This window comes from Massilia niabensis (assembly GCF_042655085.1).
In the GTDB taxonomy this organism is placed as follows: Bacteria; Pseudomonadota; Gammaproteobacteria; order Burkholderiales; family Burkholderiaceae_D; genus Telluria; species Telluria niabensis.
Genome location: NZ_JBHSMU010000003.1, coordinates 414411 through 436215 on the forward strand (window position 1 = coordinate 414411; position 21805 = coordinate 436215).

19 protein-coding genes are annotated in these 21805 nt (G+C 63.9%); 8 read left to right on the plus strand and 11 right to left on the minus strand.

The genetic code is table 11. The features are described 5' to 3' along the window. The first annotated feature begins 13 nt into the window (after positions 1 to 13). Both ACFPN5_RS01985 and ACFPN5_RS01990 read left to right on the plus strand, forming a co-directional pair. On the plus strand, positions 14 to 979 hold the full coding sequence (locus ACFPN5_RS01985; protein WP_379779558.1) for a homoserine kinase: 966 nt from the start codon (positions 14 to 16) through the stop codon (positions 977 to 979). Positions 980 to 984: 5 nt separating this feature from the next. Next, positions 985 to 1758: a BPSS1780 family membrane protein gene (locus tag ACFPN5_RS01990; RefSeq protein ID WP_379779560.1), complete on the plus strand. Its 774-nt coding sequence runs from the start codon at positions 985 to 987 to the stop codon at positions 1756 to 1758. 63 nt (positions 1759 to 1821) lie between these two features. On the opposite strand, the gene ACFPN5_RS01995 is transcribed toward ACFPN5_RS01990, so the two are convergent. After that, positions 1822 to 4137 carry a UvrD-helicase domain-containing protein gene (locus ACFPN5_RS01995; protein WP_379779562.1) on the minus strand — a complete coding sequence of 772 codons (2316 nt, stop codon included), beginning with the start codon at positions 4135 to 4137 and terminating at the stop codon, positions 1822 to 1824. A gap of 379 nt (positions 4138 to 4516) precedes the next feature. On the opposite strand from ACFPN5_RS01995, the gene ACFPN5_RS02000 reads away from it, so the two are divergent. Then, positions 4517 to 5062, plus strand: coding sequence for an SRPBCC family protein (locus ACFPN5_RS02000; RefSeq protein ID WP_379779564.1), 546 nt, complete (start codon positions 4517 to 4519; stop codon positions 5060 to 5062). 89 nt (positions 5063 to 5151) lie between these two features. Here ACFPN5_RS02000 and ACFPN5_RS02005 read toward each other — a convergent pair whose 3' ends face one another. Next, a complete protein-coding gene (locus tag ACFPN5_RS02005) occupies positions 5152 to 7236 on the minus strand; it encodes a M13 family metallopeptidase (RefSeq protein WP_379779566.1) in 2085 nt (694 codons plus the stop codon). Positions 7237 to 7454: 218 nt separating this feature from the next. Here ACFPN5_RS02005 and ACFPN5_RS02010 point away from each other — a divergent pair, with 218 nt between their 5' ends. Next, positions 7455 to 10094 carry a PKD domain-containing protein gene (locus ACFPN5_RS02010; protein ID WP_379779568.1) on the plus strand — a complete coding sequence of 880 codons (2640 nt, stop codon included), beginning with the start codon at positions 7455 to 7457 and terminating at the stop codon, positions 10092 to 10094. A 110-nt stretch (positions 10095 to 10204) separates the two neighbouring features. Beyond that, a complete protein-coding gene (locus ACFPN5_RS02015; RefSeq protein ID WP_379779570.1) occupies positions 10205 to 10540 on the plus strand; it encodes a YnfA family protein in 336 nt (111 codons plus the stop codon). 16 nt (positions 10541 to 10556) lie between these two features. Here the strand turns inward: ACFPN5_RS02015 and ACFPN5_RS02020 are convergent, their stop codons facing one another. Continuing rightward, positions 10557 to 10763: a hypothetical protein gene (locus tag ACFPN5_RS02020; protein ID WP_379779572.1), complete on the minus strand. Its 207-nt coding sequence runs from the start codon at positions 10761 to 10763 to the stop codon at positions 10557 to 10559. A gap of 210 nt (positions 10764 to 10973) precedes the next feature. Here ACFPN5_RS02020 and ACFPN5_RS02025 point away from each other — a divergent pair, with 210 nt between their 5' ends. Next, positions 10974 to 11576, plus strand: a complete 603-nt coding sequence (locus ACFPN5_RS02025) for a PEP-CTERM sorting domain-containing protein (RefSeq protein WP_379779574.1) — start codon at positions 10974 to 10976, stop codon at positions 11574 to 11576. A 46-nt stretch (positions 11577 to 11622) separates the two neighbouring features. Here the strand turns inward: ACFPN5_RS02025 and ACFPN5_RS02030 are convergent, their stop codons facing one another. Further along, positions 11623 to 12258, minus strand: coding sequence for a YidC/Oxa1 family membrane protein insertase (locus tag ACFPN5_RS02030; protein ID WP_379779576.1), 636 nt, complete (start codon positions 12256 to 12258; stop codon positions 11623 to 11625). A 140-nt stretch (positions 12259 to 12398) separates the two neighbouring features. Here ACFPN5_RS02030 and ACFPN5_RS02035 point away from each other — a divergent pair, with 140 nt between their 5' ends. Beyond that, on the plus strand, positions 12399 to 14186 hold the full coding sequence (locus tag ACFPN5_RS02035; RefSeq protein ID WP_379779578.1) for a DUF885 domain-containing protein: 1788 nt from the start codon (positions 12399 to 12401) through the stop codon (positions 14184 to 14186). 9 nt (positions 14187 to 14195) lie between these two features. Here the strand turns inward: ACFPN5_RS02035 and ACFPN5_RS02040 are convergent, their stop codons facing one another. Together ACFPN5_RS02040 and ACFPN5_RS02045 are read right to left on the minus strand one after the other, a co-directional pair. Further along, positions 14196 to 14849 (minus strand): YggN family protein, encoded by a 654-nt coding sequence (locus ACFPN5_RS02040; RefSeq protein WP_379779580.1) that lies wholly within the window; start codon positions 14847 to 14849, stop codon positions 14196 to 14198. A 116-nt stretch (positions 14850 to 14965) separates the two neighbouring features. Then, entirely contained in the window at positions 14966 to 16072 is a 1107-nt protein-coding gene (locus ACFPN5_RS02045; protein WP_379779582.1) for an S-(hydroxymethyl)glutathione dehydrogenase/class III alcohol dehydrogenase, read from the minus strand. Between the two features lie 360 nt (positions 16073 to 16432). On the opposite strand from ACFPN5_RS02045, the gene ACFPN5_RS02050 reads away from it, so the two are divergent. Further along, positions 16433 to 17989 (plus strand): S8 family serine peptidase, encoded by a 1557-nt coding sequence (locus tag ACFPN5_RS02050; RefSeq protein ID WP_379779584.1) that lies wholly within the window; start codon positions 16433 to 16435, stop codon positions 17987 to 17989. A gap of 245 nt (positions 17990 to 18234) precedes the next feature. On the opposite strand, the gene ACFPN5_RS02055 is transcribed toward ACFPN5_RS02050, so the two are convergent. The 5 genes from ACFPN5_RS02055 to ACFPN5_RS02075 all read right to left on the minus strand — a co-directional run bounded on the left by ACFPN5_RS02055 (position 18235) and on the right by ACFPN5_RS02075 (position 21797). Further along, the gene (locus tag ACFPN5_RS02055; protein WP_379779586.1) at positions 18235 to 18900 is read right to left on the minus strand and encodes an ion channel; all 666 of its coding nucleotides are present in this window, start codon (positions 18898 to 18900) and stop codon (positions 18235 to 18237) included. Positions 18901 to 19027: 127 nt separating this feature from the next. After that, positions 19028 to 19507, minus strand: a complete 480-nt coding sequence (locus ACFPN5_RS02060; protein ID WP_379779588.1) for a chemotaxis protein CheW — start codon at positions 19505 to 19507, stop codon at positions 19028 to 19030. A 107-nt stretch (positions 19508 to 19614) separates the two neighbouring features. Next, entirely contained in the window at positions 19615 to 20232 is a 618-nt protein-coding gene (thiE, locus tag ACFPN5_RS02065; RefSeq protein ID WP_379779590.1) for a thiamine phosphate synthase, read from the minus strand. 9 nt (positions 20233 to 20241) lie between these two features. Further along, on the minus strand, positions 20242 to 21003 hold the full coding sequence (thiD, locus tag ACFPN5_RS02070) for a bifunctional hydroxymethylpyrimidine kinase/phosphomethylpyrimidine kinase (RefSeq protein ID WP_379779592.1): 762 nt from the start codon (positions 21001 to 21003) through the stop codon (positions 20242 to 20244). Next, positions 21000 to 21797 (minus strand): thiazole synthase, encoded by a 798-nt coding sequence (locus ACFPN5_RS02075; protein ID WP_379779594.1) that lies wholly within the window; start codon positions 21795 to 21797, stop codon positions 21000 to 21002. The genes thiD and ACFPN5_RS02075 overlap by 4 nt, the downstream gene beginning before the upstream one ends. Between the last annotated feature and the right edge of the window lie 8 nt (positions 21798 to 21805).

Here is a 21805-nt window from a genome sequence, read left to right on the forward strand (position 1 = left end):
CGTTACTCGCATAATGGCAGTTTTCACCGCGGTCACGCTCGATGACCTCACCCAGTGGATGGATCAGTTTCCCCTTGGCCAACCACTGGCCCTCAAGGGCATTGCTTCAGGAATCGAAAACAGCAATTTTTTCTTGACCACGGAGCGCGGGGAGTATGTGCTGACGGTGTTCGAGAACCTCGGTTTCGAGCAACTGCCCTTCTACCTGCAACTGATGCGCCATCTCGCCGAGCGCGGCATCCCGGTGCCGGCGCCGGTCGCCAACGCACGCGGCGAACTGGTCGCCGCCTTGCAGGGCAAGCCGGCCGCCATCGTCAGCAAGCTCGACGGCAGTTCGCAGATGGACCCGCAGCCGGTGCACTGCTTCGAGGTCGGCACCATGCTGGCCCGCATGCACCTGGCGGCGCATGACTTCCCGCTGGCGCAGCCGAACCTGCGTGGCCTCGACTGGTGGCAGGCCACGGCGCCGCGCGTCCTGCCGTTCCTGGCGCCGGAGAACGCGCGCCTCTTGCAGGACGAGATCGCTTACCAGTCCGACTTTGCCGGCACAGACTCCTACGCCGGGCTGGCGCGCGGCCCCGTGCATGCCGACCTATTCCGCAATAACGTGATGTTCGTCGGCGAGCGCCTCTCCGGCTGTTTCGATTTCTATTTCGCCGGCGTCGACACCTGGCTGTTCGACCTGGCCGTGACCGTCAACGACTGGTGCATCGACCTCGAGACCGGCAAGCTCGATGGGCCGCGCGTGCGCGCCCTGCTCGATGCCTATGCGGCGGTGCGCCCGTTCACCCGCGACGAGGCAAGCGCCTGGCAGCCGATGCTGCGCGCCGCTGCGCTGCGCTTCTGGCTGTCGCGCCTGTACGACCTGCACGTGCCGCGTGCCGCAGAAATGCTGACGCCGCACGATCCGACCCATTTCGAGCGCATCCTGCGCGACCGCATTGCCAACCCGGCGCCGGGCCTGGCCAACCACGAATGAATAACATGCCCGCAATTACTGGCTGGAACTGGCTGAAGGAAGGTACCGGCCTGTTCCGCAAACAGCCCGCCGCGCTGACCACCCTGCTGTTCGCCAACATCCTGATCAGCCTGCTGGTCAGCGCTGTGCCCTACCTTGGCCCGATGCTGGCCTTCATCCTGATTCCGTCGTTCTCGATGGCCTTCATGAAGGCCTGCCTGATGATCGAGAACGGCGAGCGCGTGACCCCTGTCGTGCTGCTGACGGGCTTTCGCAAGCCGGTGATCGGGGAGTTGTGCAAGATCGGCCTGATCTACCTGGGCGTGTCGGTGCTGCTGACGCTGCTCGCGCGCTTCTCCATCGATCTCGAACTGATGCGCCAGGTTGCCCAGCCGGACGACCCGAAAAACGTGCCGCAGGTCGCTGGCTGGGAGTTCGTCAAGATGTTCGCGCTATCGGCCCTGAACGTGAGCGTGCTCATCGCCCTGTCCTTCGCCGCGCCGCTGATCTACTGGCAGCGCATGTTGCCGGGCAAGGCGATCTTTTACAGCTTCTTCGCCGTCCTGCGCAGCGCGCGCGTGTTCCTGGTGCTCCTGATGAGCTGGTTCGGCATCCTGCTGGCGCTGTCCGTCGTGGTCGCCATGCTGATGGGCGGCTCGGTCCTCGGGCGCGTGCTGGTGATGTGGTTGATCTTCCTGTTCATCCTGCTGCTGCAATGCGCGATGTATGCGGGGTACAGGCAGATTTTCGGGAAGCCGGTCGAGACGGCGGACAATGGGCGCGTGAACATGGAGAAGTAGGCCATTCGCCATTCGGTTTTGCCGGGTGGGGCACGGAGTGCCCCACCCAAGCACACACCACGATCAGCGGCTGACCCGCTCCAGCTTCGCCACCGACAGATCCAGCACCTTGATCCCCGACGGGCCGAAATTGATCTGCGCCCGGGCCGCGCCCGCCCCACCCTCGATATTCACGATCACGCCTTCGCCGAACTTGGCGTGCGCCACCGTTTCGCCGATGCGCCAGCCCGAACTGCTGCTGCCTGACTTCTGGGTGAGCTGCTGGGCGATTTTATTGTCGCTGCCGGCATTGCGGAAGGCGGCGTCGTCCCAGGCGTTGGGCGCCTTCTTGTTGGCGAACCAGTGGCTCTGCACGCGCGGCGAGAGCCACTTCAATGCCTCTTCCGGCAGCTCGTCGAAGAAACGCGACTTCATGTTGTAGCGCGTCTGGCCGTGCAGCATGCGCTGCTGGGTAAAGCTCATATATAGCCGCTTGCGGGCGCGGGTGATCGCCACGTACATCAGGCGCCGCTCCTCGTCCACGCCGTCGAGTTCGCGCGCGCTGCTTTCGTGCGGGAACAGGCCCTCTTCCAGGCCCGTGATGAACACGGCGTCGAACTCGAGGCCCTTGGCGGAGTGCACCGTCATCAGCTGCATCGCGTCCTGCCCGGCCTGGGCCTGGGCGTCGCCCGCTTCCAGCGAGGCATGCGACAGGAAAGCCGACAGCGGCGACATGACCGAGGGCAGCGGCGCGTCGGCGTCCAGGATCTCAATGCCATCCTGGTACACGACGGCGTCCCCAACTTGCGCCTGGGACGGCGGACCCAGGTGGGCCGGGGCGAACTGTCCAAAACCTTCTTCCTGCACGAACTGGGTCGCCGCGTTGACCATCTGCTCCAGGTTTTCGATGCGGTCGGCGCCTTCCTTTTCGTTGGCGTAGTGCGTCAGCAGGTTGCTGCGCTCGAGCACGACGCGCACCATTTCCGGCAGCGCCAATTGTTGCGTCTCGAAACGCGCGCCCTCGACCAGCTTCACGAAAGCGCCCAGCGAGGTGCCCGCCTTTCCGGTCATGTAGGGGACAGCCGCATACAGCGAGATGCCATAGGTATCGGCCGCCATTTGCAGCTGCTCGATCGAGCGCACGCCGATGCCCCGCGTCGGGAAATTCACCACGCGCAAGAAAGCCGAATCATTGTGCGGGTTGTCCATCAGCTGCAGGTAAGCAATCGCATGCTTGACCTCGGCGCGCTGGAAGTAGCGCAGGCCGCCGTAGACGGTGTACGGAATGCCAGCCGCAAACAGGGCATGCTCGATGACGCGGCTTTGCGCGTTCGAGCGGTACAGGATGGCGATTTCGCTGCGCGCCACGCCCTCGCCCATCAGGCTCTTGGCTTCCTCGATGATCCACTGCGCTTCTTCGAGGTCGGAGGACGCTTCGTAGATGCGCACCGGCTCTCCCTGCCCGGCGTCGGTCCGCAAATTTTTACCCAGGCGCTTCGTGTTATTGGCGATCAGGAAGTTGGCGCTGTCGAGGATGTGGCCGTGCGAGCGGTAGTTCTGCTCGAGCTTGATGAGGTTCTGCACGCGGAAGTCGCGCTCGAAGGCCTGCATGTTGCCGACATTGGCGCCGCGGAAGGCATAAATGCTCTGGTCGTCGTCGCCGACGGCGAAGATGACGCCGCCCATGCCTTCGTTATGGCCGGCCAGGAGTTTCAACAGGTTGTATTGCAGGTCGTTGGTATCCTGGAACTCGTCGACCAGCACGTGCTTGAAGCGCATCTGGTAATGCTGGCGCAGCGGTGTGTTGCGCGACAGGAGCTCGTAGGCACGCAGCAGCAGCTCGGCGAAATCGACCACGCCCTCGCGCTGGCATTGCTGGTCGTACAGCGCGTAGAGCTCGACCATCTTGCGTTCGATCGGGTCGTAGGCCTCGACCTTGTCGGCCCGCAGTCCCTGGTCCTTCGCATTATTGATGAAGTACATCAGGTTCTTGGCCGGGTACTTCTCGTCGTCGACATTCGCTGCCTTGAGCATGCGCTTGATCATCGAGAGCTGGTCTTGCGAATCGAGGATCTGGAACGATTGCGGCAGCGCGGCGTCACGGTAGTGCGTACGCAGCAGGCGGTTGCACAGGCCGTGGAAGGTGCCGATCCACATGCCGCGCGTGTTCACGGGGAGCATCGTCGACAGGCGCGTGAGCATCTCCTTCGCGGCCTTGTTGGTGAACGTCACCGCCATGATGCCGGCGGGCGACACCTGCCCGGTCTGGATCAGCCAGGCGATGCGGGTCGTCAGCACGCGGGTCTTGCCCGAGCCGGCACCGGCCAGGATGAGAGCACTTTGCGACGGCAGCGTAACCGCGGCCAATTGTTCGGGATTGAGATTGTGAAGGAGATTCATGCGGCCATTATACCGCCGCGATTTACTGTATGCCCATCCAGTCCGGCGACGAAAGACGGGATCGGCACAAGAATCGTGAATAAATGCGCATGCATTTACCCGCAATAATTAAAAGGTTTCTTCTACTAAAAGTTGCATGTCGGATGACATCTCGCGGCAACTTCATTTAACTCAGCAGTAACAGCACGCAACTTCTCCCGCGCGCCACCTGTTCAGAAATTCGCTTAACTTAACGACAAATACGCGAACTATTGCGTGGCCCGCTTCGACCCAACCATATCAAGCCCCGGGTCTGTACGCGCTTCGGGTCGGGCCTGTCGTTTGTCGTAGCGTGCAGACCTAGTTTTGTTAGCCCTATTCATCGCTAAAGGAGAGACACATGCTTAATCGAGTGGTTACTGTCGCCGCACTTGCAGTCGGCGGAATGATGCTGTCGAAGAAAATGAAGCAGAAGAACAACTCGAGCGGCGATTCGTCGATTATCGAGTCGATCGAGGTGAATGTTCCGGTGCGTACTGCCTACAACCAGTTCACCCAGTTCGAGGACTTCCCGCAGTTCATGAAGAGCGTGAAAGAAATTCGCCAGCTCGACGACAAGCGCCTGCACTGGAAAGCCAACATTGCCGGCGAAGACAAAGAGTGGGATGCGGAAATCACCGAGCAGGTCCCGGACAAGCGCATCGCCTGGCGCAGCATCGGCGGCGTGCACAACGCCGGCGTCGTGACCTTCCACAAGATTTCGGATTCGGTCACCCGCGTGACGCTGCAAATGGACTACAAGCCGGAAGGCGTGCTGGAAGCCATCGGCGACGCCCTCGGCGCCGTGCGCATGGAAACCCGTGCGAACCTGTCGAACTACAAGGAAATGCTGGAAGCGCGTGGCTCGGAAACGGGTGCATGGCGCGGCAAGATCAACACGCACTAATGCCCCAGGCCGCTTGATGCGGCCTGATGCAGGTAAATTCCGATGCCGCCCGGGATCTCCTGGGCGGCATTTTCATTTCAAGTCCGCCGTTACCACACCCTGCAGCGCTTGGCAGCCACCATCGGCTGGCCCTTCTTGCACTGGAATGCCTGCTCGAATTCCGGCATGTTGATCACGACCCCGTTCACCCGGTATTTGCCCGGCGAGTGCGGATCGGTCACCGCGGTCACGCGCAGGTTTTCCGGACGATCGTTTTCGCAGGCCCATTGTGCGTAGCCGACAAAAAAGCGCTGCTCCGGCGTGAGGCCATCGCGCAGCTCGCCCTTTGGTTGGGCTTGCTGGGGCATGCTCGCCATCTGCGCCTTCCAGGCCATCCAGCCGAGGATCACGCCGCCGAGGTCGGCCACGTCTTCGCCCAGCGTCAGCTTGCTGTTGATCTTGATATTGTCCACCACCGTATAGCCGGCGTACTGGTCGGCGATGCACTGGGCGCGCTCGTTGAACTCCTTGCCATCCTTTTTCGTCCACCAATCCTTCAGGTTGCCTTTGGCATCGAACTGGCGCCCCTCGTCATCAAAAGCATGGGTCAGTTCGTGGCCGATGGTGCCGCCGGTGTTGCCGTAGTTCGGCGCATCGTCCATCTTCGGGTCGAACAGCGGCGGCTGCAGCACGCCGGCCGGAAAATTGATGTCGTTCATCTGCGGGTTGAAATAGGCATTCACCGTCGGCGGTGTCATCAGCCACTCGCTGCGGTCGAGCGGCTTGCCGATCTTGGCCAGCTGGCGCCGGTTCTCGAACAGCGTGCCGCGCACGACGTTCCCGGCGAAGTCATTGGCGCGCACCTCGTAGGCCGTGTAGTCACGCCAGGTGTCCGGGTAGCCGATCTTGTTGACGATGGCGTCGAGTTTTTCGCGCGCGCGCTTCTTGGTCTGGGCGCTCATCCATTCCAGTGACTCGATATCCTTCGCCATCGCCTCCTCGACCTGGCGCGTCATGTGCAGCGATTTCGCTTTGAGCTCCGGCGAGAATGCGCGGCTGACGAATTCCTGGCCGAGCGCTTCGCCGAGCTGGGCGTCGACCAGCTGCACGCAGCGCTTCCAGCGCGGCTGCTGGCGCTCGACGCCGCGCAGCGTCTTGCTGAAGAAGGCGAAATGCGGCTCGTCGAACTGGGGCGACAGCGCCGGCGCCATGCTTTCCAGTACGTGCCAGCGCAGGTAGGTCTTGATGGCCGCCAGGTCGTTGGTGCGCAGTTGCTGGCCGAATGCCCTGAAGAATTTTGGCTCGGTGACGTTGAACACCGCCAGGCCCGGCTGGCCGATCTCCGCCAGGTACACCTTCCAGTCGAAGCCCGGCGTCATCTGCTGCAAGCGCTTCAGGTCTGCCTTGTTAAACAGTTTATATGGATCGCGCTTCTCGACCCTGGTCAGCGAGGCTTTGGCCAGCGCCGTTTCGATGCGCATCACGGTCGCCGCCGAGCGCTTCGCCACCGCCGACGACTCGCCTACCAGGCCGAACATGGTCGCCAGGTGGGCGGCATACTTCGCCCGGATCGCCTTCGAGCGTGCATCGGTCTTCAGGTAATAGTCGCGGTCCGGCAGGCCCAGGCCACCGCCGCTGGCAAAGGCGATCACGCGGGTCGAATCGCCGAAGTCCTGGTTCGAGCTGAAGCCGAAGAAGAAATCCTCGTTCGACAGGGTGAGCTGCAATGCCGCCAGCAGGCGCGGCAGTTCCTGCTTCGAGCGCATGGCGTCGATCTGCGCAAGCCAGGGTTGCAGCGGGGCCGCGCCGCGTTGCGCGATGGCGCGCTCGTCCATGCAGGCGCCGAAATAGTCGCCGATCTTTTGCTGGGTGGCGTTGCGGCCGGTCATTTGCCGTGCCAGCCCGTCGAGGATGCCCCACAGGTAGCGCTGGTTGTCCTGCGCCAGCTTGCTGTAGACCGACCAGCGCGCCTGGTCGGCCGGCACGGGGTTGTTCTTCATCCAGCCGCCGCAGGCGTACTGGTAGAAGTCGACGCAGGGGTCCGCGCTCTTGTCCATCGACTTGACGTCCAGGCCGGGCGTGTAGGGGAAGGAGGTGGCCGGGCGTTCCGGCGCGGTCTGGGCGGAGGCGGGGGCAAGCGCGGCGGCGCCGCCAAGGATGGCGCCCGATAGGGCAAGACGGGTGAATCGATGCATGGGATAGGCTTCAGAAGGTGATGCCCCATGCTGACATAGAAATATTAACGAGGCAACTTCGTGACAAAGTGCGCATTTTCCCCTGGAAATTTTTGGTAGCCTTCGAAGCGCAGCAATACTTGTGCACCAGTTGACATCAACAATTGGCAGGTTTGCAAAATATCAATACACCGGCACAGATAAAGCCGGCAATGAAAATGACCAGGGAAAACTCCTCAATGAGAACGACGATGTGGCGCAGCATGCGCACCCACGCGGGCGCTGCTGCGCTCCTAGTTAGTTTGCTCGCCGGCTGCGGCGGTGGTGGCGGTAGCGATACCCCAACCCCGCCACCGGCGCCGGTGGCCAATGCCGCGCCCCTGCCGACCCTGACCCTGTCGGGCCAGGTGGCCGTGGGTGCGGACGCCGCCGACGTCTCGACCTTTACCGGAAGCAATGTCGTGCTCGACGCCGGCGCCAGCAAGGACCCGGACGGGGACGCGATCAGCCACACCTGGACGCTGGTATCCAAACCGGCCGGCAGTAGCCTCGTCGTGCCGGCCGCTCCGGCCTCGCAACTGGCCTTCAGGCCCGACCTGGCCGGCACTTACGTGCTTGGCTTGCGCGTGACCGACAGCCGTGGCGCTTTTGCCGAACGGCAGGCGACGATCGTGGTGCGCCAGAATGCGGCCCCGACCATGACGCTGTCGATGAGCGCCAGCTACAGCGCGGTGCCGACCGTGCTGCCGACGCGCGGCGTGACGGTGGGCGCGATTGTCCTGCTCGACGGCAACGGCAGCTTCGATGCCGACGGCGACCCGGTCACCACGGTCTGGGACCTGGTCGAGCGTCCCACGGCAAGCCGTACCAGCCTGACCATCGGCAGCGGCACCGCGCGCCTGGTCACCGATGCAGTGGGCCTGTACAAGGTGCGGGCCCGTGGCACCGATCCATCCGGCGCCTACAGCGAAACCGTCTACCCGATCGAAGCGCTCGGCAACGCCCCGCAAACGGTGGTACTCGGCACGGTCACCAACGTGACGGCGGACGCCGGTTCGAATACCGTGCAGGCGGCGGTCGGCTACCTGGTCGGACTGAGCAGCGCAACGAGCCGCGACCCGGACGGCGGCACGCTCAGCCATGCATGGACCCTGGTATCGAAGCCTGCCACGAGCGCGGCCACCCTCACTTCCGCGACCGGCGCCTTTAGCCAGCTGACCCCGGACGTGCTGGGCGACTACGTGGTCAAGGTCGTCGCCACCAACCCGAATGGCGCCTCGAGCAGCTACCAGACCACGGTCTCGGTGAAGAACCAGCGCCCGGTTGCCGCGATCACCAGCAACGCGACCCCGATTGCGCTGCCGGCCGGCCCTACCCTGCGCATGCCGCCGAACACCACGCTGACCCTGCGCGGCACCACCAGCCTCGACGCGGATGGCGATGCCATGACCTATACCTGGACACTCGACGGGAAACCGGCGGCAAGCACGGCTGCGCTGACGGCGACCACCGGCTCGACCGTACAGCTGACCACGGACATCGCGGGCAGTTACCAGGTGCGCCTGCGCGTGACCGATACGGCCGGCGCCTATTCGGAAAAACTGCTGAACATCGAGAGCGGCAATGCGGCGCCGATTGCCGTGATCGACAAGAACCGCGTGTCCGTCTTGTCGGGCAACGCCGTCACTGCATCCGCCACGACCAGCCATGACGAGGATGGCGACACCCTGACCTACAGCTGGGCAATCGATGGGCGCCCAAGCGGTTCGAACGCCACGATCGCGGCGCCTGGCAGCGCCCAGCTCGCCTTTACGCCCGACGTCGCGGGCACCTACGTTGCCTCGGTCACCGTAAGCGACGGCAAGAGCGCCAGCATCGCCTACCTGACGATCAGGGCGCTCAGCAGCGTCACCAGCAATGTGGCACTGCCGTTCGTGCCCCTGGAATGGCGCTACAGCCGCGGGCTCGACCGTTTCGTTGCTGTGGCGACCAACCCGAACGCGCTGCACATCATCGACCCGTTCACCGGCACGATGCGCCAGGTGTCCTTGCCGCTGGGCGTCAAGGCATTCAGCCTCAGCGCCGACGGCAAGCTGGCGGCAGTGCTGCATGAAGGCGTGGTCAGCCTGGTCGACATCGACAGCGCCACCCTGCTGCGTTCGTCCGCGACCGGCGGCTCGCAAACGGATGCCTTCGTCACCAATGCCGGGCTGATCTACATGGTCGGGCAGACCGGTGGCCAATGGGTCAGCCCGTCGGTGTACATCGTCAACGGGCGCACCGGCGCCGACCTGTCGGCGACCGGCTCCTACGGGTTCGGCTATTTTTATGGCACGCTGCGCGGCATTTTCGCGGCCAGCAAGAACAAGGGATTCGTGATCTCGAACGGCCTGTCGCCGGCCGACATCAGCTACTTCACGCTCGATGGCAGCGGCGCGGTGAGCGCCGTCGGTGACTCGCCCTATCACGGCGATTACTCGATGAACGCACCGTTCTACCTGAGCAGCAACGAGGACCTGCTGTTCACCTCGAACGGCAATTACTTCCGTACCGATACGCTGCGCTATGGGGGACGCCTGCCAATCAGCGACAACATCATGTCGATGAGCCATTCGGGAACGGCCGACGAAGCGATCGTCATGACCGGTAACGCGGGCTACACCTATCCGTACACCCCGTCGTATACATCGAGCTACCAGCGCTTCACCGGCGCCCTGTTCTTCCCGGATACGGCGATCACCCTGCCGTCGATCGGCGGCCAGCAGAGCTACGGCCTCGGCATCTTCCACAGTGCCAACAACAACCACGTGGCCCTGGTCCAGACCGGAAGCGCGGTGCCGAACGCCACGGGCATCAAGTACTATCTGGTAACGCGCTAAGCGTGCCGGCGGTACAGGGACGGGCTCCACGCGTCCCTGTACCGCCGCTTTATCCTGCGTCTCACCTTCCCTCATTCCGGCAGGCGTTCGCCAGCTCAGCTCAACAACCCATGCCTGAACTCCTCAAGTACGCAAGCCTGTTCGCCCTCACCGCGCTGGCCGAAATCATCGGCTGCTATCTGCCCTGGCTCGTGCTCAAGGCGGGCAAGCCGCCCTGGCTGCTGCTGCCCGCGGCCGTGTCGCTGGCCCTGTTCGCCTGGCTGCTGACGCTGCATCCGGCCGCCGCCGGCCGCACCTACGCGGCCTACGGCGGCATGTACATTGCCGTGGCGCTGCTGTGGCTGCGCTTCGTGGACGGCATTCCGCTCAGCCGCTGGGACCTGTCCGGCGCGACGCTGGCGCTGGCGGGCATGGCGGTCATCGCCCTCCAGCCGCGCGGGGCGTGATCGCTACCGGTCAGCGTCAGTCTCCCGGTCCTTCTCCCGGCATGGTATCGGCCATCAGGCGCAATTCTTCCGGGGTCAGGTCTTCGGGCTTCTTGTTTGCCAGGCCGTCGGTCGTATCGGCCTGGGCGCGCTCGGCTTGCTGTTGTTGCGCATGCTGTTGCTGATCGTCTTGCGCGGCTTGCGCGGATTGCCGTTCCTGCTGTTGCTGCTGATCGGTTGCCATGCTGTGCTCCTCAACGAAATGAAGAAGCAAGTTTGACATAGGGCCTTTCCCCATGGCGCTACGCAGCATGATTGTAAAATCTCCTGTCGGGAATATTTACACACCATCGCGAGAACCGCGATCGAGATTCCAGCTGCTTTTGTAATTCAAGGACTTAGCATTCTGGCCCATTAATTGCTTTTAGAAAAAAACCAGAACTAAAGGGTAGAAATGAACATAAAGTCTTACCTTGCCGCCGCCGGCTTATGCTTGCTTCCTTTGCTCAGCCATGCAGGTATCATCTATGAATGGACCGGGACGAACGCTCAAACCCCGTCCGGCATCACGCTCCAGCTGGAGTTTGACCACCGTACGGTCCAGGCCGGCAGTTTCCAGCTCGACTTCGATCATCTCGACGGAAATGTCAAAGCGCCGAAGCGCGGCCTTCTCAGCCTGCGTTATACCTTCCCCGGCATGGACCAGCTGATGGATTACTCTGCCAAAGGCGGCCGCGGGTTCGATAACAATATGGGCTTCATGCGAATGGACCTGACATTCGAGGACGGCTTCCTGACCGGCAGCATCCACGCAAACGATCAATTCCATCATGTCGATATGGCCTCGACTGGACGGGAATTTACGGTTATCGATGCCAACAGCGATGAAGGCATGCCGGGCGCCGAATGTGGGTGGCAGGATGACATTGTCTGCCAGGGCGCTACCGGCTACCTCCAGCGCGTCCGGGAGACCGAGGTTCCCGAGCCGGCGAGCATTGCATTGCTGGCTGTCGGGGTTGCGGGCCTGGCCAGCGCACGCCGGCGCAAATCTGCCTGAAGACCTTGCGCGCAGGTAGGTCGGCGCGTGCAGGACAAGGACGCAATCACGCGGCAGCGGCCATCGCCATACGGCGCCGTTCGTGGCGCAGCACAAAGGTTTGTACTGCGCCGACCGATGCCGACGCGACCCAGTACAAGCCCAGGCCGGCCGACAGTTTCCACAGGATAAACGCGGTGACCAGCACCTGTACCACGAGCATGAACATGGCCGGTGCGCCTGCTGCCGATGGAAAGTAATACGCCGAGATCGCGGTCAGCAGCAGGACAATCGCCGTTACCGCGGCATCGGGCGATGCCAGGCTTTTTATCCACAGGAATGGCCCGCTGCCCGAACTGGCATTGCTGATGGCTTTATACAGCAGGCCGAATACCGGCAGCTGGACCAATAAGCCGATCACACTGGAACGATCCATGATGTGCGCGCCATTCGCCTTGTATAAAGCCGAGATGGCCCCGAGCATTTCCGCCGGTTTTACGGCGAGGCGCGCCTTGATCGCCTCCACTTCCGGTTGCAGTGCTTTGATTTTCTGCTGGTTCGACAGCATCCTGCGCGACAGGTGCAGGGTCAATGGAAGCAGCGCCAGCCGCACCGTGAGTGCCAGTACCAGGATCGCCCAGCCCATGTTCCCATCGAACAGCATCGCAATCCAGGACATGCTTGACGCCAGGAATTCGTTCATTTCACGCTCTCTCGTTGATTAATAAAGAATTATTGGTCATGATTCTACTCAGGTATTGTTACTAGAAAACTTGTAATTACCGATGAGTTACTTCGGTTTTTTAGAAGTCATTTGGAAGATCACCACAACAGAGGAATCGAATGCTGCCTGCCCGTCCCTTCGCCCGAACCGTTTTGTGCGGCCTGCTCGCCGCGGCGCTAAGCCTGCCCGTCATCGCCGCCGAGCCGGCCTGGGTTACGAAGAGCAATACCAACGCCAGGGTGCTGCTGAACGTCCTGGCCAAATACTCGCCCGAAAGCGCCAGCAACCTCGGCGTGGACGGCTATGACGAGCAGATCATGGACCTGTCGCGCGACCAGTTCGAGGCGACCAACCGCGACATGCGCGCCGCCATCGCCGAGCTGCAAAAGCGCCTGCGGGTCGAGACCGACAGCAAGGTCAAGCAGGACCTGCAGATCCTGATCGACAAGGCCCAGGACCAGCTCAAGACGAGCGCCCTGCAGCGCAAGTACTTCATGCCCTACCACGACCTGACCCGCATGATGTTCGGCGTGGTGCGCGCCACGCTCGACCCGCGCATCCCGAAAGCGCGCCAGCAGGCGCTCCTGGTGCGGCTCGACAAATACACGGGCCTGGCCAAGGGCTACCGCCCGGTGACGGAACTGGCGCAGGAACGGTTGCAGGAGCGCTTAAAGGCGAACAAGAACCTGCTGGGACCCTACAAAGGCGAAATCGAACAGTCGATCAACGACGCCCCCACCCTGCTCAAGGGCATGCGCGAGCTGCTCGCCAAGAGCGAGTTGAAAGGCTGGGAACCCCGCTTCGATGCGCTGGAAAAGCAGCTCACGGCTTACAACGCCCGCGTCAAGACGGAGATACTGCCGCGCGCCCGTAGCGACCACCGCCTGCCGCCCGAAGTCTATGCGGACAACCTGAAGAATTTTGGGGTCGACATCAGCCCGCAGGAACTGATCTCGAAATCCCTGACCTCGTTCGCGGAAATCCGCAACCAGATGCAGATCACCGCCAACCTGATCGCAAAAGAGCGCGGCTTCAGGAACGCGGACTACCGCGTGGTCATGGCGGAACTGAAAAAACAGCAGATCCCGACCGAACAGGTCATGCCGCTGTATGCCGAGCGCCTGGCCGCGCTGGAGGCGGCCGCGCGTCAGCAGAAAGTGGTGACCCTGCCGGAGCGCAAGGCCGTGATCCGCCTGGCGACGATGGCCGAGAACGCCGCGCAGCCGGCGCCGCACATGAGCCCTCCGCGCCTGATCGGCAATACCGGAGAATACGGCGAATTCGTGCTCACCACCGGCATGCCGCCCGACGCCAGCGGCAAGCGCCTGGTGTTCGACGACTTCACCCACCAGGCGGGCACCTGGTCGATCACGGCACACGAAGCGCGTCCGGGCCACGAGATGCAGTTTGCGAAGATGATCGAGACCGGCGTGTCGACGGCGCGCGCGGTGTTTGCCTTTAACAGCGTCAACGTCGAAGGCTGGGCGCTGTATGCGGAAGCGGAAATGCAGCCCTACGAGCCGCTCGACGGCCAGCTGTTCGCGCTGCAGGCGCGGGGCATGCGCGCGGCGCGCGCCTTCCTCGACCCGATGGTCAACCTGGGCGAGATCACGCCCGAGGGCGTGAAGGTTTTCCTGATGCAGGATGTCGGCCTGTCCGAGGGCATGGCAACCCAGGAGGTACAGCGCTACACCTTCCGCGCGCCGGGCCAGGCCACCTCGTATTTCTACGGCTACCAGCGGCTGATGGAAACGCGCCAGGCGGCCGAAGTCGCCCTGCGCGGCCGTTTTGATCGCCAGAAGTTCAACGACTTCGTGCTGGCGCAGGGACTGGTGCCGCCTGCCCTGTTGCGCAAGGCGGTGATGGAGGAGTTCGTGCCGGCGCAGCAGAAGGGAGCGGCGAACTAAACGACCGTATCAGCCGCGGCGTGGCGCCGGACGGGCCACGCCGCTGGTTACGGCTTCGTTGATGATGGCGCGCACCGTGCGGTCGGCCTGCGCGTGCTCCGCTTCCATCCGCTTGCCGAGCGCTTCCATCTTCTCGCCGAGCGCCTCCATCGGCTTGCCGGCGTCTTCCATCTGCTTGCCGATGGCTTCCATCTTCGTGCGGTTCAGGGACACGGAGGCCAGCGCCATGTCGTTGCCGAGCGCCCCCATGGCCTTGCCGTGGCGGCCCATTTCCTCGCCGTGCTTTTCCATCTCGCGACCGAGCTTCTCAGTCGGCTCCCAGGCCTGGCGCACGCGGTCCAGGGTCGCTGCGTCCTGCACGATGTATTCCTTGCCGTCCTTGCGGAACCAGAAGAATTCGCCCTGCACGCTGCGCTTGATATCGTCGAGATTGCCTTGGCCTAGCTTGCCGCCGCTCGTCACGCCGCCACGCGAACCCGGGCGCACCAGCGCATACGGCTCGCCGCCCTCGAGGCGGTGGGTGCTGCGCACCTCCTCCAGCGCCTTGCCAGGCGGCGCGGCATTCACGGCCAGCAATGGCGCGGCGCAGGCGGCAGCGGCGGCGCTGAGCAGGAGTACGTGCTTGATCGTGCGGGATGAGAAAGGAAAGCGGGTTGTCTGCATGATGTCCTCCAGGAGCCGGGTGGCGATGGAAGGACTGTAGAAGAAGCCCGCGCCGCCCGCCCGCGCTGTGCGACAGACCGTCGCATTGGCGGAACAGGCAGCAAAAAACGGGAGGATCAGTACACCACGACCGAGCGGATCGACTCGCCCGACTTCATCAGGTCGAAGCCTTCGTTGATGCGATCGAGCGGCAGGTGGTGGGTGATCAGGTCGTCGATGTTGATCTTGTTTTCCATGTACCAGTCGACGATCTTCGGCACGTCAGTGCGCCCGCGCGCGCCACCGAAGGCCGAGCCCTTCCACTCGCGGCCCGTGACCAGCTGGAACGGCCGGGTCGAGATTTCCGCGCCCGCCTCGGCCACGCCGATGATGATCGACTGGCCCCAGCCCTTGTGGCAGCACTCGAGCGCCTGGCGCATGGTGGTGACGTTGCCGATGCATTCGAAGCTGTAGTCGGCGCCGCCGTCGGTCAGCCCCACGATCGCGTCCACCACGTTCCCGACCTGGGTCGGGTTGACGAAATGGGTCATGCCGAACTTGCGCGCCATTTCCTCGCGCGCCGGGTTGATGTCGACGCCAATGATCTTGTCGGCGCCGACCATCCGGGCTGCCTGAATCACGTTCAGGCCGATGCCGCCCAAACCGAACACGACGACGTTCGCGCCCGCCTCCACCTTGGCGGTGAAGATCACGGCGCCGATGCCGGTGGTGACGCCGCAGCCGATGTAGCAGATCTTGTCGAAGGGCGCGTCCGAACGCACTTTCGCCAGCGCGATTTCCGGCACCACGATGTAGTTCGAGAAGGTCGACGTGCCCATGTAATGGTAGATCGGCTGGCCGTCGAGCGAGAAGCGCGACGTGGCATCCGGCATCAGGCCGCGGCCCTGGGTCGAGCGGATCGCCTGGCACAGGTTGGTCTTTTGCGACAGGCAGAATTTGCACTGGCGGCATTCGGGGGTGTAGAGCGGAATGACGTGGTCGTCGCGCTGCACGCTGGTCACGCCTGGGCCGACCTCGACCACCACGCCCGCGCCTTCATGGCCAAGGATGGCCGGGAACAGGCCTTCCGGGTCGGCGCCCGAGAGCGTGTAGTAATCGGTGTGGCAAATGCCGGTGGCCTTGACTTCGACGAGTACTTCGCCGGCCCGTGGGCCGTCGAGTTCAACTTCCTCGATCGTCAGCGGCTGACCCGCCTTCCATGCAATCGCTGCCTTTGTTTTCATCGTGTTTCCTGTCATGAGATGGAGCGCGCCATCATACCAAGGCCAGGAAAACCCCGCTGCCCCCTGCGCTGGCAATGCGAAGCCGCAAAGCGCCATGCATACCCCAAAAATGCTGCATATGCACAACACTGAGGGCCAAAAATATAGCACTAAATAAACGAGTCATACGGTTTTCAATTGTGCGGATGTGCAACATTGCAACACCGCCGAGCACGATTGATTTGTCAATTGCTCACCGTCAGGTTTCGTGCCTACACTAGGTCAGCCGTTCAATTACGGCACCAAGCGTTTTCAATAAAAACGTGCACGCGGTCACAGATATCGCGGCATATCGATAGGCTTTTATACGGAGAAGTAAACATGACTCGTGCTGCAAAAAAGACTTTCAGCCTGTGTCTGGCCGCTGCCGCGGTCGGAATGCTCTGCAACGCCGCCTATGCGGCCGCTCCTGACACCACCCGTATCATCGTCGCCTTCAAGCCGGGCGCGAAAGCAGCAGTCAAATCAGCCGTCACCGTTGCCAAAGGCTCGGTGAAGCACGAGATCTTCGGTATGAACGCGATGTCCATCGAAGTGCCGCGCACCGCCCTCAAGGGCCTGGAAAACAACCCGAACGTGGAATACATCGAAGAAGACGTGATCCGCAAGCCGTTTGCGCTGACCACCCCGTCGACCGGCACCCCTTACCTGAGCGGCCAGCAAGTCCCTTACGGCATCAAGCAGGTGCAGGCTGACCAGCTGAGCGACTCGCTCGCCGGCAACCGCAAGGTCTGCATTATCGACTCGGGCTATGACCAGAAACACGAAGACCTGGCCGCCAACCCGGCCACCGGCGAATACGACAGCGGCACCGGCTGGTGGTACACCGACGAGAACAGCCACGGCACGCACGTGGCCGGCACCATCGCCGCGATCAACAACAGCGGCACCGGCGTCGTCGGCGTCAACTCGAACAAGGCACTCAAGCTGCACATCGTCAAGGTGTTCGGCGCGGCCGGCTGGGCCTATTCGTCGACCCTTGCAACCGCTGCCAACAAGTGCGGCGCAGCGGGCGCCAACGTGATCAGCATGTCGCTGGGCGGCGGCCGCTCGAGCCGTACCGAGCAGAACGCCTTCGACAGCCTGCAATCGAAAGGTGTCCTGAACATCGCCGCTGCCGGCAACGACGGCAACACCGTGATCTCGTATCCAGCAGGCTATGCCAGCGTGATGATGGTCGGCGCCGTCGACGAGAACAAGCAGTGGGCTACCTTCTCGCAGTACAACAGCAAGGTCGAGCTGGCCGGTCCTGGCGTCAGCGTCCTGTCCACCGTGCCGACGGGCACCGGCCAGGAAGCCGTCCTGACGGTTGGCGCGAGCACCTACGCTCCGGGCGCCATGGAAGGCTCGCCAGTGAAAACCGCCAGCGCACCGCTGGCTGACTTCGGCATCGGCGACGCCGTCAACACCGCCGTCTCGGGCAAGGTCTGCCTGATCGCGCGCGGCACGGTCGACTTCGCGACCAAGGTCTCGAACTGCGAGAAGAGCGGCGGCCTCGGCGCCGTGGTGTACAACAACACCGCTGGCGCCTTCGGCGGCACGCTGGGCACCACCGTGACCAACATCCCGTCGGTCACCGCGACCGATACCGATGGTGCGGCGATGAAAGGCCAGCTGGGCCAGACCGCCACCGTCGGCATCAAGGCATCGAACTATGCCTACTTCGACGGCACCTCGATGGCAACCCCGCATGTGTCGGCAGTGGCCGCACTGGTGTGGAGCTACTTCCCAACCTGCACCGGCGCGCAGATCCGCACCTCGCTGGGCAAGAGCGCGCTCGACCTGGGTACCGCCGGCCGCGACACCAAGTACGGCTTCGGTCTGGTCCAGGCAAAAGCTGCCTATGACCGCATCAAGGCACTGGGCTGCGGCATGTAATTCACTTCACGCCGTAAAAGAAAAAAGGACGCTTCGGCGTCCTTTTTTTCGTTTGCACTGTCACCCGATACGTCCGCACGGGACGTAGGGTGGTCGGCTCCACCCGGGTGACTGCATCCACGCGGCAGTGACGCCGCCCACGCGTTCAAGCTGCAGATGAGGCGACGCGAGGTTTCGCGAGCCGGTTGAACGCGTGGCGGCGCACAGGCCGCGTAAATGCCGATTACCGGGTGGAGCCGACCACCCTACTTGTGCGGCTGCATGGTGAGCCCGATCAGCCTTGCCACCACCGCCGCCAGGTACATCAGGCCGGCGAACATTTCGATGCTGGCCAGCGAACGCGCGTGCACGGTCAGCGGAATCACGTCGCCGATGCCGGTCGAGGACAGCAGCGCGAAGCTCAGGTAATTGAGTTCGGTCCAGCTGCGCGGCAGCTCGGGGTTCACCGCCGCCGCGAAGGATCCGGGCGCCAGCGCCTGCACCACCAGGTAGAGGTGGGTGAAACCCCAGGCCAGCAGGGTAAACGTGGCGCCGGCCGCGAACAGCTCGTCGGTCGTCACGCGCCGGTCGGCCAGCATGTACATGATCAGGCTGGCGGCGGCATAGAAATAGAACACCGCCTCGATCCCCGAGGACCAGGGCTGCAGGTAAGGCATGTCGAACAGGATTTGCGCCGACAGCAGTGCGATGATCGGCACCGACATCGCCACGCTGAACCAGGTGTGGCCCGGCGTGCGGCGCACCATGCGGATGGTGAAGGTCAGGATCACGATGCCGAAGGCGTTGAACGCGACGTGGCCGTAGCGGGTGTCTTCCAGGAACGGGTACAGGACCATGCCGAGCAGTTGGGCCAGCAGCAGGATGGCGGACGGGTGACGCCGGGTGTGGACGAGCAGGCGGAGCAGGCGCATCGTGTTCTTCTCTTGGTGGATGTCGATGACGCTATTGTAGGCAGAAGCGTGGCCGTGGCGTGCACGGCGCGCGCCGGCATGAAAAAACCCGCCTCGCGGGCGGGTCGGGAGCGGCGGCGGCGGGCGTTCAGGCAGTGGCGGCGCTGTCGATGACGCCCATTTCCTCGGACGACATCAGGCGGTCGATGTCGACCAGGATGATCATGCGTTCGTCGACCGTGCCGAGGCCTACCAGGTAGTCGGTGTTGAGCGCGCCGCCCATGTCCGGCGCGGGCTTGATCTGCTCGGCCGTCAGCGAAATCACGTCCGACACCGAATCGACCACCATGCCGACCACGCGGTCCTGGATGTTCAGGATGATCACGACGGTGAACTGGTTATAGGTCGGCTCGCCGAGCTTGAACTTGATGCGCATGTCGACGATCGGGACGATCGTGCCGCGCAGGTTGACCACGCCCTTGACGTGCTCCGGGGCGCTGGCGATGCGGGTGACCGATTCGTAGCCGCGGATTTCCTGCACTTTCAGGATCTTGATGCCGTATTCCTCGTTGCCGAGCTTGAAGGCGAGCGCTTCGTACACGCCGTCGTTCATCAAGGTAGTGTCCATGGTGGTTCCGTAGGTCAGAGAGAAGAAGATTCCCGCATTATATGATTTTGCCGCACGGCAATAAATAGCAGACCATCCCGAATCGTTGCGCTGTCTCGCCGCTACAACTATCCGGCCACGCCGAACAAGGCAGCGAAGCGGCGCGCGGCCTCCTCCGGCTCCGGGTCGCCGTACACGGCGGTAATGGCGGCAACCATGCCCGCCCCACGCGCAACCAGCGGCGCCGCGTTCGCCGGTGTCATGCCGCCGATGACCACGATTGGCACGGTAAGGAAGGTGCGGGCGGCCTCGAGCAGCGACGGCGGCGTGACGAAATCGTATTTCTTCACGAGCGACGGATAAAAGCCTCCGAAGGCGACGTAAGTCGCGCCGGCGACCTGGGCCGCCTGCGCGAGACCGGGGTCGCCGTAACAGGAGGCGCCGACGATCTTCCCGGGGCCCAGGAGCGCGCGCGCGTCCGCCAGCGCCAGGTCGGAGGCGCCCAGGTGCACGCCTTCGGCGTCGAGCCGCAGGCACAGGTCCATATGGTCGTTGATGACAAGCGGACGGCGGTGGCGCCGGCACAGCGCCAGCAGCGCAGCGCCCTGCTCGCGCCGCAGCGCGTCGTCGGCTTCCTTGTTGCGGTACTGGACCATGGCCGCGCCGCCGCGCAGGGCGGCCTCGGTCGCCGCCAGCAGCCTGTCGGTGTCGTTCCAGTTCGGGGTGACGAGATACAAGCCTCGCATGGCGTCCTTTCAGGTGGATGGGTGGATGAAGCGGCGCGGGATGCGCTGCCCCGGTGCAATCGCGAACGATTGCGCCAGCGTGGCGTGGCAGTAGGCCTGGGCCGCGCTCAGGGCCTCGAACATGCCCTCGCCCAGCGCCAGCCGGGCCGCCAGCGCCGCCGCCAGCGTGCAGCCGCTGCCGTGGAAGGCGCCGGCCAAGCGCGGGCGGCGCCAGCGGTGCACCAGCCGGCCACCGGCATACCAGCAGTTGGTGACGAACCTGCCGTCGCCATGCCCGCCCGTGACCAGGAGCTGGGCCACCGGCAAGCCGGCGATGGCGCGCGCTTCCGGTTCGTTCGGCAGCGCGATGGTGGCCACGGCCAGCAATGCGGCCATGGCTTCCAGCGGATCGCCCTCGCCGAGCGGGTCGCCATGGCCGCTCGCCAGCACCGGGTCGAGAACGACCGGCACTCCCGGCTGGCGCTCGCGCAGCCGGCCCAGCAGGCCGGCGATGGCCAGCGCGTTGGCGCGGTTGCCGGGGATGCCGATCTTCACCGCGCGCACGTCGCAGGTGTCGAGCAGCGCCTGCGCCTGGCCCAGCACGCAGGCCGTATCGACCGGCGCCACGGCATGGACCCGGTTGTTGTCCTGCACCGTGAGCGCGGTGGCCACCGGCAGCGCGTGCGCGCCCTGGGCGGCGATGGCCAGCACGTCGGCCGCGAGACCGGCGCCGCCGCTGGGATCGAGCCCGGCAAAGACCAGTACCGCGGGCACACGGGCAGGCGCCGTCACGCGACGCGCCCCTCGGTGGGCGACGAGGGCGAAGCCGTAAATCGCTTCGGCATGCGCCCCGCCAGATACGCCTCGCGCCCGGCCTGCACCGCCAGCTTCATCGCGCGCGCCATGCGCACCGGCTCGCGCGCGCCGGCGATTGCCGTGTTCATCAACACGCCGTCGCAGCCGAGCTCCATCGCGATGGCCGCGTCCGACGCCGTCCCGACGCCGGCGTCCACCAGCACCGGCACCGTCGCCTGCTCGACGATCAGCGACAGGTTCCACGGGTTGAGGATGCCCATGCCCGAACCGATCAGGGACGCCAGCGGCATCACGGCCACGCAACCGATCTCCTGCAGGATCTTCGCCTGCACCGGATCGTCGCTGCAGTAGACCATCACCTCGAAGCCGTCGCGCACCAGGGTCTCGGCCGCGATCAGGGTTTCCGGCATGTGCGGGAACAGGGTCTTCTCGTCGCCCAGCACTTCCAGCTTGACGAGCTTGTGCCCGCCCAGCAGCTCGCGTGCCATCTGCAGCGTGTAGACGGCGTCGCGGGCGTTGTAGCAGCCGGCCGTGTTGGGCAGGATCGTGAACTGGTCCGGCGGCAGCACGTCGAGCAGGCTCGGGGCATGCGGGTCCTGGCCGATGTTCACGCGGCGGATCGCCACCGTCACGATCTCGGCTTCGGCGGCCAGGGTGGCGGCGCGCGTCTCGTCGAGGTCGCGGTATTTGCCGCTGCCCACCAGCAGGCGCGAGCGGTAGCGGCGCCCGGCAATGGTCAAGTAATCGTCGCTCAATAATTCGTCGTTCATATCATTCC